This window comes from Bradyrhizobium sp. 134, from assembly GCF_023074155.1.
In the GTDB taxonomy this organism is placed as follows: domain Bacteria; phylum Pseudomonadota; class Alphaproteobacteria; order Rhizobiales; family Xanthobacteraceae; genus Bradyrhizobium.
In genome coordinates, this window is record NZ_JADPKX010000034.1 from 815996 (window position 1) to 828317 (window position 12322).

The 12322-nt window shown below is 66.4% G+C and carries 14 protein-coding genes and 1 tRNA gene; 9 read left to right on the plus strand and 6 right to left on the minus strand.

What is annotated here, in order from left to right; all coding sequences use genetic code 11:
• The first annotated feature begins 31 nt into the window (after positions 1–31).
• The 3 genes from IVA75_RS13435 (at position 32) to IVA75_RS13445 (ending at position 3231) form a co-directional block, all read left to right on the plus strand.
• Positions 32–442, plus strand: coding sequence for a PAS domain S-box protein (locus IVA75_RS13435; RefSeq protein WP_247285332.1), 411 nt, complete (start codon positions 32–34; stop codon positions 440–442).
• A 123-nt stretch (positions 443–565) separates the two neighbouring features.
• Complete coding sequence (locus IVA75_RS13440; RefSeq protein ID WP_247285333.1) at positions 566–1618, plus strand: hypothetical protein; 1053 nt, start codon at positions 566–568, stop codon at positions 1616–1618.
• Positions 1619–1785: 167 nt separating this feature from the next.
• The gene (locus tag IVA75_RS13445) at positions 1786–3231 is read left to right on the plus strand and encodes an MATE family efflux transporter (protein ID WP_247285334.1); all 1446 of its coding nucleotides are present in this window, start codon (positions 1786–1788) and stop codon (positions 3229–3231) included.
• Here IVA75_RS13445 and IVA75_RS13450 read toward each other — a convergent pair.
• The 5 genes from IVA75_RS13450 to IVA75_RS13470 all read right to left on the minus strand — a co-directional run bounded on the left by IVA75_RS13450 (position 3228) and on the right by IVA75_RS13470 (position 6219).
• The gene (locus IVA75_RS13450) at positions 3228–3737 is read right to left on the minus strand and encodes a hypothetical protein (RefSeq protein WP_247285335.1); all 510 of its coding nucleotides are present in this window, start codon (positions 3735–3737) and stop codon (positions 3228–3230) included. The two genes, IVA75_RS13445 and IVA75_RS13450, sit on opposite strands and share 4 nt — an antisense overlap.
• 100 nt (positions 3738–3837) lie before the next feature.
• Complete coding sequence (locus IVA75_RS13455) at positions 3838–4239, minus strand: SRPBCC family protein (RefSeq protein WP_247285337.1); 402 nt, start codon at positions 4237–4239, stop codon at positions 3838–3840.
• A 136-nt stretch (positions 4240–4375) separates the two neighbouring features.
• Positions 4376–4735 carry a VOC family protein gene (locus IVA75_RS13460; protein WP_027565882.1) on the minus strand — a complete coding sequence of 120 codons (360 nt, stop codon included), beginning with the start codon at positions 4733–4735 and terminating at the stop codon, positions 4376–4378.
• A 56-nt stretch (positions 4736–4791) separates the two neighbouring features.
• The gene (locus IVA75_RS13465; protein ID WP_247285349.1) at positions 4792–5631 is read right to left on the minus strand and encodes an AraC family transcriptional regulator; all 840 of its coding nucleotides are present in this window, start codon (positions 5629–5631) and stop codon (positions 4792–4794) included.
• Between the two features lie 9 nt (positions 5632–5640).
• The gene (locus IVA75_RS13470; RefSeq protein ID WP_247285350.1) at positions 5641–6219 is read right to left on the minus strand and encodes a methylated-DNA--[protein]-cysteine S-methyltransferase; all 579 of its coding nucleotides are present in this window, start codon (positions 6217–6219) and stop codon (positions 5641–5643) included.
• Positions 6220–6390: 171 nt separating this feature from the next.
• Between IVA75_RS13470 and IVA75_RS13475 the strand changes: the two genes are divergently transcribed.
• The 3 genes from IVA75_RS13475 to IVA75_RS13485 all read left to right on the plus strand — a co-directional run bounded on the left by IVA75_RS13475 (position 6391) and on the right by IVA75_RS13485 (position 7761).
• Positions 6391–6464, plus strand: a tRNA-Gly gene (locus IVA75_RS13475).
• Positions 6465–6702: 238 nt separating this feature from the next.
• The gene (locus IVA75_RS13480; RefSeq protein ID WP_247285351.1) at positions 6703–7284 is read left to right on the plus strand and encodes an XRE family transcriptional regulator; all 582 of its coding nucleotides are present in this window, start codon (positions 6703–6705) and stop codon (positions 7282–7284) included.
• A gap of 9 nt (positions 7285–7293) precedes the next feature.
• Positions 7294–7761, plus strand: coding sequence for a GNAT family N-acetyltransferase (locus tag IVA75_RS13485; protein WP_247285352.1), 468 nt, complete (start codon positions 7294–7296; stop codon positions 7759–7761).
• A 1-nt stretch (position 7762) separates the two neighbouring features.
• Here IVA75_RS13485 and IVA75_RS13490 read toward each other — a convergent pair whose 3' ends face one another.
• Positions 7763–8290, minus strand: a complete 528-nt coding sequence (locus IVA75_RS13490; RefSeq protein ID WP_027565878.1) for a DUF1003 domain-containing protein — start codon at positions 8288–8290, stop codon at positions 7763–7765.
• Between the two features lie 112 nt (positions 8291–8402).
• Between IVA75_RS13490 and IVA75_RS13495 the strand changes: the two genes are divergently transcribed.
• The 3 genes from IVA75_RS13495 to xylA all read left to right on the plus strand — a co-directional run bounded on the left by IVA75_RS13495 (position 8403) and on the right by xylA (position 12321).
• Positions 8403–9461 carry a LacI family DNA-binding transcriptional regulator gene (locus tag IVA75_RS13495; protein WP_247285354.1) on the plus strand — a complete coding sequence of 353 codons (1059 nt, stop codon included), beginning with the start codon at positions 8403–8405 and terminating at the stop codon, positions 9459–9461.
• An 82-nt stretch (positions 9462–9543) separates the two neighbouring features.
• On the plus strand, positions 9544–10998 hold the full coding sequence (gene xylB, locus IVA75_RS13500) for a xylulokinase (RefSeq protein WP_247285356.1): 1455 nt from the start codon (positions 9544–9546) through the stop codon (positions 10996–10998).
• A complete protein-coding gene (gene xylA / locus IVA75_RS13505; protein ID WP_247285358.1) occupies positions 10999–12321 on the plus strand; it encodes a xylose isomerase in 1323 nt (440 codons plus the stop codon).
• Position 12322: the final 1 nt, after the last annotated feature.

The following is a 12322-nucleotide window of genomic DNA, read 5'->3' on the forward strand; positions in this document are numbered from 1 at the left end:
CTGTGCTCCATCCGGGCCACCAGGTGCTGACATGACCAATCCATCCCAACTCGACGCATACATCCTCGACGACGTCGCCGATGCGCTGATCTATTCGGATCGCTCCGGCACCATCATGCGCTGGAATCGCGCATCGTCCGCACTGTTCGGCTTCTCCGCGGACGAAGCGCTGGGCCAGAATCTCGACCTGATCATTCCCGAACATCTGCGCGCCGCGCACTGGAAGGGTTTTGAGGCCGCGCTTGCCAGCGGCGCGATGAAGCTTGCGGGCAAGCCGACACTGACCCGTGCGCTGCACAAGGATGGACGAAAGCTCTACATCGAGATGACCTTCGCGCTGGTGCGGGACGCCGCTGGAGTGGTGCAGGGATCGGTGGCGATGGCGCGCGACGTGACCGAGCGCTTCGAGCGCGAGCGTGCCGCCAAGGCTGCGCGAATTTAAACCTGCGCAAAATTCGTGATGCGGAATTGGCGAGCCCGCGTGCAGGGCGCCCTGCATGCGGCTCAGCTTGTCCGTCGCCGGCTGCGGTGACACACTCGATCAAAACAACGATCGGGAGCGAACATGGCCACTGCATCTGACCCCGCGCAGGAAGCTCAATGGAAACGCTGGCGCGCGGTTGCCGATCTCTATCACGCCTATTTCACCGGCTTGATCCTCACCGTGGTCACACGTCGCGGCACGGCAGATGCCGCGGAGTTCGTCTTTCGCGTGTTCCGCCGCCAGCAGCAGGAGCGCTTCCTGCCGGGGCTGGAGAAGCTCGGGCTGAGCCATCTGCCGCCAGCAGTCGCCGCCGCGCAATATCACTACCTCTCGAACTGGATCGGCGGCGTGCACGTCGAATACATGCATGAGAGCGACCGCAAAGCCTGGATCCGCTATCCGCCACCGCGCTGGATCTGGAAAGGCACTGCCATCTGCGGCGTGCCGGGCGAAGTCTCGCGCGCGATGCTGCGCGGCTGGCACGCCAACAACGGCGTGGCGCTCGGCGATACCAGATTGGGGTTCGTCTGCACCAAGCAGAGCGTCGACGGCCAGGACGGGCTCGAAGGGTACTATCACCAATACGACCAACCGCTCGAGCTCGACCAGCGCCTCGTGTTCGCGCGGCATCTCGAAGCGCCGCTGTTCGATGCCGCCGCGGCTCCGGCCTTGCCGGTCGCAAGCTGGCCAAGACCGCGACTGGAAAAAGCCTACCGCAACTACGCGATGGAATATGTGCGCACCGCCGCGCCCGTGATGGTGCAGCTGTTCGGTCCGGAGGATGCCGGCTATCTCCTGCACCTCACGGGCAAGCTGATCGGGATGCAATATTTTGACGAGATCGCTGCGGCGCTGTCGATGGGCCGCGGCGGTGCGGGCGAGTTCGCGACGTTCCTCAACGCGCTGTTTGTCGCGCAGGACGATGTGGCTGAGACAACGCAATCCGAAGGCACGTTCGAAATCCGTCAGCAGAGCTGGAAGTTGATGGACGGCGTCGCCGATCACCACCCCGCTTGCGCCAAGGTGCTGGCGGGGCTGTTCGAAGGGCTCGCGGCCGGATGCGGGCGGCACATCGGCGTGCACATGCGCCCGGCCGCGGGGGGCCGGCCGCCGCTGATCTGGACGGTCGGCTGATGTCACCGACCGAAATGCGCTGCCGCAGGGCACGCCTGCATCAGGCGCAGAAGGAATCGGCAATTGCCGTGCTAACAAGCTGAACCCCGCGCCTTTTGCGCGAACAAATTCATTGGCACACCCAGTCATTGCCGCGCCGCAACTGGCGCTCGCGCCCGGGAGAGGACATGTCCGACATCGCCGAGATTCCGGTCGATGAACAAGAGCGACCGCTACCTCCGCCGCCACCCCCGGTGAAGAATGCACTGACCGACGGGCCGATCCTGCGCACGCTGCTCGGGCTGGCCTGGCCCAACGTCGTCGCGCTTTCAGCCGGCACCTGCACAGTGATTGCGGAGACCTCCTATATCGGACGCCTTGGCGTGGAAGCGCTGGCCGCGATGGCGCTGGTGTTTCCGACAGTGATCCTGACCATGACCATGTCGGGCGGTGCGATGGGCGGCGCGGTGGCCTCCGCCATCGCGCGCGCGCTCGGTGCCGGCGATCGCGAGCGTGCCGGGACGCTCGCCGCGCACGCGCTCTTGATCGGCATCAGCTTCGGCCTCGTCTTCATGCTGGGCATGCTGATCTTCGGGCCGCGCGTTCTGGAAATGCTCGGCGGCCGCGGCGAGGTGCTGACGCATGCGATCGCCTACACCCAGGTGTTTTTTGGCGGCGCCGTGCTGCCCTGGCTGCTCAACACCATGGCCGGCGTCCTGCGCGGCACCGGCAACATGAAGCTGCCGTCGCTGTTGATCCTCAATTCCGCGGCCTGGCAGATCGTGCTCGGCGGCACACTTGGCCTCGGCCTCGGTCCGGTGCCGCAATTCGGCATGCGCGGCGTCGCCGCCGGCGCGCTGATTGCCTATTGCATGAACATCGGTGTGATGGGCTGGTACCTGTTCTCCGGCCGCGCCCGCGTGACGCCGAAGCTGCGCGGGCTGCGCATCCAATGGGCGATGTTTTTCGACATCCTGAAGGTCGGCGCCATCGCCTGCTTCTCGCCGCTGCAATCGGTGCTGACGATCTCGATCTTCACTCACATGCTTGCGAAATTCGGCACCGCGATCCTCGCCGGCTACGGCATCGGTGCGCGGCTGGAATTCCTGCTGACCTCGATCGCGTTCTCGTTCGGCATCGCCTCGGTGCCGATGATCGGCATGGCGGTTGGCGCCGGCCGCATCGCCCGCGCCCGGCGCATCGCCTGGATCGCGGCCGCGAGCGCCTTCGTCGCCGTCGGTGCACCGGCGTGCCTGGTCGCGGCCTTCCCCGATCTCTGGGTCAACATTTACACCGACAGCGCGACCGTGCGCGCCACCAGCCATCAATATTTGTCGACGGTGGCGCCGTTCTACGCCTTCATCGGCCTCGCCTCGACGATGTATTTCTCGTCGCAGGGCGCAGCCAAGGTGATCGGACCGGTGCTGGCGCAGACCGCGCGGCTGATCTACATCTCGGCGGTCGGCTGGTGGCTGTCGACGCATGATGCCACCGCGCAAAGCTTCTTCTGGCTGGCGGCGAGCTCGATGGTCGTGCTCGGCCTGCTCTCGTGCTCCAGCGTGGTGCTGACGCGCTGGGGACCGCGCCAAACCAAACCGGCGATCAGGCCGGCTCTGTCGGCCGCTGCGGACTAGCGATGCCTGTGGCGGCGATGGCCGCCACTGCCGCCGACATTAGCGAGCCGCATCAGTTGCGGAATCATCGCCATCATGTCGCCGCCGCCGGCGCCGCCGAGCATGCCCATGATATCGCCGCCGCCCAAGCCGCCCATGCCCGTCGGCATGGTGCCGCCTCCGGCCATCGGCGCGTAGCCGCCGTAATTGGGCGCACCGAAACCGCCGCCGAGATTGCCGCCGCCGAGGCCGCCAATTCCGCCGCCGCCCATCATGCCACCAAGACCACCACCGCCATTCTCCATCATGCGGCTCATCATCGGGCCCATGGTCTGCATCATCATGCCGAAGCGGCGCTTGCCCATCTTGGCCTTCATCATCTCCAGCATCGGCGCCATCTGGGTCATCATGTCCTCGCCGCCGGCACCTCCGCCGCCGAGGAACTGGGCCTTTGCCGGTCCGCTCGAAATCGAAAACGTCAGCAGCACGGCGGCCGCCTGGCAGATCACCTTGTCCGCACCTCTCATGGCCTGCTCCTCGCGTGCGGGGCGCCGCCGGGAGAGCGGAGCCAACCGGACGCACGCCGCCATGGTTATTGCGGACGAGGGCTGGGCTCTGTGAGAAAGATCACGCAGCTGCGGCTGGAAACGCTCGGTGTATGGCGGCGACGGCATCCTTGGTCTGTCCCTGCACATAGGGCGCGAGCTCGTTCGGCAGCATGTCGATGATCCAGACCAGGCGGCATCTTCCCTTGCCCTCGGCGATCACCTGCACCGAGGCGCTGTAATGCTTCAGACGCTCGTTGTTGATCGCGTAGACCAGCCGCCGCCCGGCATCGTGGCAATCGACCAGCACCTCGCGCGCCACCGATCCGTTGGCGAAGGTGACGATGCGCGCGTCGCCGTCGAGCGTGCAGGCCGTGACGAAGCCCGGCGCCAGCCGCCGATGCAGCGCGCCGAAATCGCGAACCGCATCCCAGACGTCGTGAGCCGGGGCGGGGAGGGGAATGTCGTTGTGGATGGAGGCCATGAAGGTGTCCTTGGTTGCGTTAGATTTTTGTCGAGGACTCCTTCATTGCGAGCGCAGCGAAGCAATCCAGAGATGTTTCCGCGGTTGGAGTCTGGATTGCTTCGTCGCAAGTGCTCCTCGCAATGACGGAGCGAGCTCACGTGCAGACCGCCTCGACATTGTTACCATCGGGATCGATCAAGAACGCCGCGTAGTAAGTCGGGCTGTAATCCTTGCGCGGGCCGGCACCGCCATTGTCGCGACCGCCGCTCTTCAGGCCCTCGCTATGGAATGCCTTGACCGAATCATGATCCCCAGCGCGAAACGCGATATGCGCGCCATCCGCCTTGCGCCCCTTGTTCAGGTGCAGCCACAGCGCCGGCTCGCCCTTCGGCCCGAAGCCGGCATAACCATCGCCGCTCGAGCACAGGACATAGCCGAGCGGCGCCAGCACCGCGGTGTAGAAGCGCGTGGCGGCGTCGAGGTCGGCAACGCGCAATCCGATATGATCGTACATGGTCGTCTCCATTTCCAAAGGGCGCCGCAATCGGCGCGCGCCGGAGACGAACCTAGTCAGTTGAGCGCAAGCTGCTCTTGGAGAATCTTGCGCTCCCCCTTCGAGGCCTGACGGAACTTGGTTGGCGAGACGCCGGCCGCCCGGTGGAAGGTGCGGACGAAGTTGGAGAGATCGCCGAAGCCGACGTCATAGGCGATGTCGGTGACTGCGATGTCGTCGTCAGCCAGCAGCCGCGCCGCATGCCGCAGCCGCGAGCGCACCAGATATTGATGCGGGGTGACGCCGAGCACGGCGGAGAACAGCCGCAGGAAGTGGAAGGGGCTGAGGCCTGCCTGCCGCGCCGCCTGTTCGAGGTCGACCTCGGCATGCGAGTTGGCGTCGATCCACAGCGCGGCTTCCACGGCGCGGCGGCGATCACGCGCCGTCGGTGTCGTCGGCTTGCGCGTCTTGCCCGACACGACATCGACGAAACGACCGGCGAGGATCTGCCCGAGCTCGTCGAGACCGAGGTCGCTGTTGCCATCTGCCGCCGTCTGGGCGAGTTCGCCCAGCACCATCAGCTCGGGCAGCGGCGGCGTCGCGCCGACCTGCCAGACGTCGCGCCGGCCGCCGAGCGCGTCGACCAGATCGTCGCTGAGGAAAAAGGACAGGCAGACGTCGCCGGCAACATGCTCATGCATGCAGGTGTATTCCTCGCCCGGCGCGCCGACCAGCATCGAGCCGGCCACCAGCTCGAAGAAGCCGGCGCGGCAATGACAGCCAAAGCTGCCCGCGCGGACATAGGCGATGGAATGGCCGGTGCGGCACTCCGCAAACGGGCTGTCGTCCGGTCCCGCGTCGCAGCGAAACTCGGAGACCGTCATCGAGGGGGTGGTCAGCAGCGTCGTTGCATCCATGCCACCTATCTAGGTGGAGGGTCTCGGCGGGGCAACGGGCAGCAGGACGTCGAACAGCGTCTTGCTGGCGATCGGATGGGCGCCCTCGAGCGACAGCAGCCGCCGCTTGGAGATCACGCCGCCATAGGGCGAGAGCCGGTCGGTGTAATTGCCGGCCTCCAGCACCCGGTGGCAGGGCACGATCAGCATGTAGGGATTTCTCGCGATCGCCTGTGCCACCGAATGCGCGGCGCCGGAGGCGCCCAGCGTCTTGGCGATCTCGTGATAAGTGCGCGTCTCCCCGCGCGGGATGGCGCAGGCGGCTTCGTAGACCCGCCGGTTGAAGCCGGGCACCCCGCTCGCGTCCAGGCTAACCTCGGAAAAATCAGCATCGCTGCCTTGCAGCAAGCCCACGATGCCCTCGATCGCGAACTCGGCGTTCGCGGAAGGCCGCTGCTCGCGCGCCTCGGGATGGACCTGGAAAATCCGGCGGCGGGTGTCGATCTCCCGCGCCTCCGGCAATTGCACGGCGACGACACCGGTGCTGCTCCAGATGATGCCGCAGCGCCCTATGGTCGTGTCGAATATCGCGTAGCCACGCCCCACCATGCACACGCCCCACTCAGTGCACGTCTCCCCAGACAGGCGATCATAACACCGCCACAATCCGGCGCACCCAAAATCTTGACGGAAACTTAAGAAGGGTCAGGCGGGCTGCGCCAAAGCGCTTGGCGAGATGCGCCGTCTCGGCTAATCAGAGCGGGCGCAGGCTGCGCATCCGCGGGCGTAGTTCAATGGTAGAACGGCAGCTTCCCAAGCTGCATACGAGGGTTCGATTCCCTTCGCCCGCTCCATCCTGCTTCGCGTCAAGGCGCTTCGCAGGACTTTGATATCTCGGCAACGCGAAGCAGGATGCCCTTCGAAGCCTCGGCGAAGAAGGGCCGATGTTCTCTCGCGTGCGCCAGACCAAGTTTCCAATATATTAGCTCGTCGTGACCGGCACCCGGCGCGCTCTCGGTTAAGCTCTCTCGCCTGGTGGCTTGCGGTCACCGCGCCGGGCCATGTTCGGATGAAAGTCAGGACCTACAAGCAATGGACCAGCAAAAGCTCGATCGCGCGATCGGTCGTCGCTTGAAGACGCTTCGGACGCAGGCCGGCATGACGCTGAATGAGCTCGCAGGCCGCTCCGGCGTCAGCCGTGCGATGATCGGACGGGTAGAGCGGGCGCAGAGCAGTGCGACGGCTGCGCTGCTGGGTAAACTTTGCGCCGCGCTCGACGTGTCGCTCAGCGACGTCGTCGCGTTGGCCGAAAAGCCGCCGGAGCGGATGGTGCGGCTCGCCGACCAGCCGCACTGGCGCGATCCCGACAGCGGCTATCGCCGCCGCCACGCTTCGCCGACGGACGCGGCGAGCGGCATCGAGATCATCGTCGTCGATTTGCCGGCCGGCGCGCGGGTGCCGTACAGCCCCTGGGGGCGCAATGCCTTCACCCAGCAACTGCTGATGCTGGAGGGTGCGATCGCGGTGCACATCGACGCCAAGGCGGTTCGCCTGCGCGAAGGCGACTGTCTCGATTTCGACGTGATGCGCGCGGTGATCTTCGAGAACGAGACCAGACAGGATGCGCGCTACGTCATCATCACGCGCCGCGGCGCGTCCTACGGCAAGATGTGAGCCCTGACGATGCAGATCCGCACCGGCGACACCTTTGATCCACGCGTCATCGCGTTGCTCGACCATCACGTTGCGGCGGCGCGAGCACAGACCGCGCCGGGCAGTGCGCATGCGCTTGATCTCGCCGGGCTTCGTGCCCCGGAAGTCGCGTTCTGGACCGGCTGGGACGGCGACACGCTGGTCGCCACCGGTGCGCTGAAGTCGCTGTCGGGAGCGCATGGCGAGGTGAAGTCGATGCACACGCTCCAGACCACGCGCCGGCGCGGCTTTGGCGGTGAGATGCTCCGCCACATCATCACGGAAGCCCGCGCGCGCGGCATGGCGCGGCTCAGCCTCGAGACCGGCTCGTGGGATTATTTCAAGCCGGCGCACGCGCTCTACCGGGCGCATGGCTTTGTCCTCTGCGGCCCGTTCCAAGGCTATGTCGACGATCCCAACAGCCTGTTCCTGACCTTGGATCTGTCGGCGAGCCGATAGCTCAGGAACGCGTCTGCTCGATCCTATCGAGCACGCGCTCGGGGGCGATGTCGCGGCTTGCCTCCTCCAGATCCCGCTTCGAGTCGGGCTGGACGTCCAGCCGCTCGGCGATTTGCGTGAGGAGGCGGGCAACCTTGGTCAATTCGTGCTCGGCGAGCAGGCTGATCTGGAGATCGAGATCGGCGCGCTTGTCCGCTGCTGCGCTCATGCGGTTCTGCGAGATCAGCACGAATGTCGACAGGAAGATCGCCTCGACCGAAGCAATCATCGCCAGCACCACGAAGCTCTCGTCCCAGGCCGGAATTCCCGGCAGCCAGTGCAGATTGGCGATGATCCAGAAGCCGAACACCGCGACATGGAGGTAGACGAACGCCATGCTGCCGGTGAACGCCGTGATCGCATCGGCGACCTTTTCCTGACCCTTGGCTGCGCGCTGCTCGCGGCGGCGGCGCTCGACCAACGCCTGGATGTTGCGCTCGAGGGTCGGGCTCAATCCCTCGCCGGGATCATGGGTGATATCGTTACGCACGGGGCAGCAACGGCGGACAGGAAAGGCTGTTCCTAGGCCCAGCTGCCGGAAAATGCCTGTCGCCCCTCAAAATGAGTTGCGTACCTCAAAACACCTCTGCTAGCCTTCAGCCATGGCCGAGACGCTCACCACGACCGCGCTGACGCTGAAGGACATCGCCCGCCAGGCCGGCGTCAGCCTCGCGACGGTGGACCGCGTCCTGCACAATCGTCCGGGCGTGCGGCCGGATACGGTCCGGCGCGTCAAGGAGGCGATCGAGCGCAATTCGTTCCAGCCTCACGTGGCCGCCGCCGAGCTCGCCCGCGGCCGCGCCCGCCGTTTCGCCTTCGTGATGCCGTCGGGACCGAACCCGTTCATGCAGCAGATCCAGGATTATCTCGGCGAGATGTCGGGCTGGTTGTCGTCCCGCCGCCTCGGCGTCGAGACCGTCGCAACCGACGTGTTCGATCCGTCCGTGCTCGCGGCTTCCCTGGAAGGGCTCTCCGACGATTACGACGGCATCGCCGTGGTGGCGCTGGACCATCCCGGCGTCCGCGCCGCCATCGACGATCTCGTCGATGCCGGCACCAGTGTCGTGACGCTGGTCTCCGACGTGCCGTCGTCGCGCCGGCACCATTATGTCGGCATCGACAACATTGCCGCGGGGCGCACCGCCGGCGCGCTGGTCGGGCGGCTGGTCGGACAAAAGTCCGGCAAGGTCGCGATCGTCGCGGGCTCGCAGGGCCTGCGCGACCATGCCGAGCGCATTTTTGGCTTCAACCAGGTGATGGCGTCGGAATTCCCCGGCCTCAGCGTGCTGCCGGTGCTCGAAGGACGCGACGAGGACGCGCGTTCGGAGCAGGTGTTGTCGCGGTTGCTGGGCAGGCATGCCGACATCGTGGGTCTTTATAATGTCGGCGCCGGCACGCAAGGCGTCGCCAAAGCGTTGAACGAGAAGGCGCTCAGCGATCCGGGGCGAGACAAGCAGGTGGTGTTCGTCGGACACGACGTCACTGCGCTGACGCGCCGGCTGCTGCTGCAGGGCGTGATGCATGCCGCGATCTCGCAGAACCCCGGACATGAAGCGCGCGCCGCCGTGCGTGTGCTGCTCGCGCTCGCCCGTGGCGAGCCGATCTTGCGCGAACAGGAGAAGATCAGGATCGACATCGTGATGCGGGACAATCTGCCTTAGCGGCAGGTGGAATTCAAAATGACCCGTTGCGGATAAGGCGACTTTGAGTTCGCGCACCGCAACAGGGGAAAGGGAGGACGGCGTGTATCTCGGAATCGACATCGGCACATCGGGTGTGAAAGCGGTGCTCGTGAGCGAAGCCGGCGCGGTTCTCGCGACGGCGGCGCGCGAGCTTGCGCTGTCGCATCCCGCGCCGCTGTGGTCCGAGCAGGATCCCGATGGCTGGGTCGATGCGGCGGTCGGCGCGGTCGACGATCTTGCCGCCCGCCATCCGCGCGAGGTCGCGCGGGTGCGCGGCATCGGGCTGTCGGGCCAGATGCACGGCGCGACGCTGCTGGACGAGGACGGAGCGCCGCTGCGTCCCGCGATCCTCTGGAACGACGGCCGCTCGCACGCCGAATGCGTCGCGCTGGAGCGGCGCTGCCCGTCGCTGCACACGATCGCCGGCAATCTGGCCATGCCCGGCTTCACCGCGCCGAAGCTGCTCTGGGTCGCCAGGCACGAGCCAAAAATCTTCGCGCGTGTCGCAAAGGTGCTGCTGCCGAAGGCCTATGTCCGCTATCGCCTGACCGGCGAGATGGTCGAGGACATGTCGGACGCGGCCGGCACCCTGTGGCTCGACGTCGGTCTGCGCCGCTGGTCGCCCCTGCTGCTGCATGCCACCGGGCTCGATCTCCATCACATGCCACGCCTCGTCGAGGGCAGCGAGGTCAGCGCGACGCTCGCGCCGGACTACGCGCAACGCTGGGGCATGGCTAGGAATGTCGTAGTCGCCGGCGGCGCCGGCGATAATGCCGCGAGCGCGATCGGGCTCGGCGCCATCGCGCCGGGCGATGCTTTCCTGTCGCTTGGCACATCCGGTGTCGTGTTCCGCGTCACTGATCGGTTTGCACCGGCTCCGGCCTCGGCGGTCCACGCGTTCTGTCACGCACTGCCCGGCCGCTGGCATCAGATGGGCGTGATGCTGTCAGCTGCGGCTTCGCTGGCTTGGCTCGCGGGCGTGATGGAGGTTCCGGCCGCAGCGCTGCTGGCGCCGCTCGGCGAGCGCGTCGATGGACCGAGTCCGGTCAAATTCCTGCCTTATCTCGACGGCGAGCGCACGCCGCACAACGATGCCGCCGCCAGCGGCGCCTTCGTCGGCCTGCGCGGTGCGACCGGGCGCTCCCAGATCGTTCAGGCCGTGCTCGAAGGCGTCGCCTTCGCCGCGCGCGACAATCTGGCGGCGCTGAGCGCGGCGGGTGGGCCGCTTGCCGAGGTCGATCTCGTCGGCGGCGGCTCGCGCTCGCCGCTGTGGGCGCAGATCTGCGCCGATGTGCTCGGCATTCCCGTCCACCGCGTCGAGGAGGGCGAGGTCGGTGCCGCGCTCGGTGCCTCCAGGCTCGGACGGCTCGCCGCCACCGGCGAAGACGCGGCTGCGGTTTGCACCCGTCCGCGCCGGCTCGCGAGTTTTACGCCCCGCGCATCCGTCGCTGCGGCCTATGACGAGGCCTATCGCCGCTGGCGCGAGCTTTATCCTGCGTTGAAGGAGTGTGCCTGAGTGAACGCGTCTGTGAAATTCTTCGATACAACCGCACCTGTCGCCTTCGCCGGCAAGGATGCGGGAAACTCGCCCGCCTTCCGCTGGTACGACAAGGACCGCCTCGTCCATGGCCGCAGGATGGAGGACCATCTGCGTTTTGCGGTCTGCTATTGGCACTCGTTGTGCTGGCCCGGCGGCGATCCCTTTGGCGGCGAGACGTTCCTGCGGCCCTGGCACCACGGCACCGATGCGATGGCGCAGGCGCGCGCCAAGGCCGACGTTGCCTTCGAGCTGTTTCGCTTGCTCGACGTGCCCTTTTTCACCTTCCACGACGTCGATGCGGCGCCGGAAGGGAACTCACTCGCGGAATCCGTCGCCAACCTCAATGCCATCGCCGATCTGTTCGAAGCGAAGATGGCCTCGAGCAAGGTACGCCTGCTCTGGGGCACCGCCAATCTGTTCACGCATCGGCGCTACATGGCGGGCGCGGCCACCAATCCGGATCCCGAGATATTCACCTATGCCGCCGGCCAAGTCCGCGCCGCGCTGGAAGTGACGCACCGTCTCGGCGGCCAGAATTATGTGCTGTGGGGCGGGCGCGAGGGCTATGAGACGCTGCTCAACACCGATCTCAAGCGCGAGCTCGACCAGCTCGGCCGCTTCGTCTCGCTCGTCGTCGAGCACAAGCACAAGATCGGCTTCAAGGGGCCGATCCTGATCGAGCCGAAGCCGAAGGAGCCGACCAAGCACCAATATGATTTCGACGTCGCTACCTGCTATGGCTTCCTCGCGCGTTACGACCTGCTGAAGGACGTCAAGCTCAACATCGAGCAGAACCACGCCATCCTCGCCGGCCACTCCTTCCATCACGAGGTCGCACTCGCGCAGGCGCTGGGTGTGTTCGGCTCGCTCGACATCAACCGCGGCGACGATCTGCTCGGCTGGGACACCGACCAATTCGCGATGAACGTGCCCGAGCTTGCCCTGGTGTTCCATGAGCTCCTGAGCCGCGGCGGCTTTAGCTCCGGCGGGCTGAATTTCGACGCCAAGATCCGCCGCCAGTCGATCGATCCCGACGATCTGATCCATGCCCATGTCGGCTCGATGGATGCCTGCGCGCGGGCGTTGCTCGCCGCCGCGGACATGCTCGACGCCGGCGTGCTCACTGCGCCGCTCGCGAAACGCTACGAGGGATGGGCCGGTCCCGAGGGCCGCGCCATTCTCGGCGGCCAGCGCTCGCTTGCCGAACTTGCCGACCGCGCGCACGGCCCGGGCTTTGACCCGCAGCCGCGCTCGGGCCGGCAGGAATATCTGGAATCCCTCGTCAACCGCTACGTCTGAG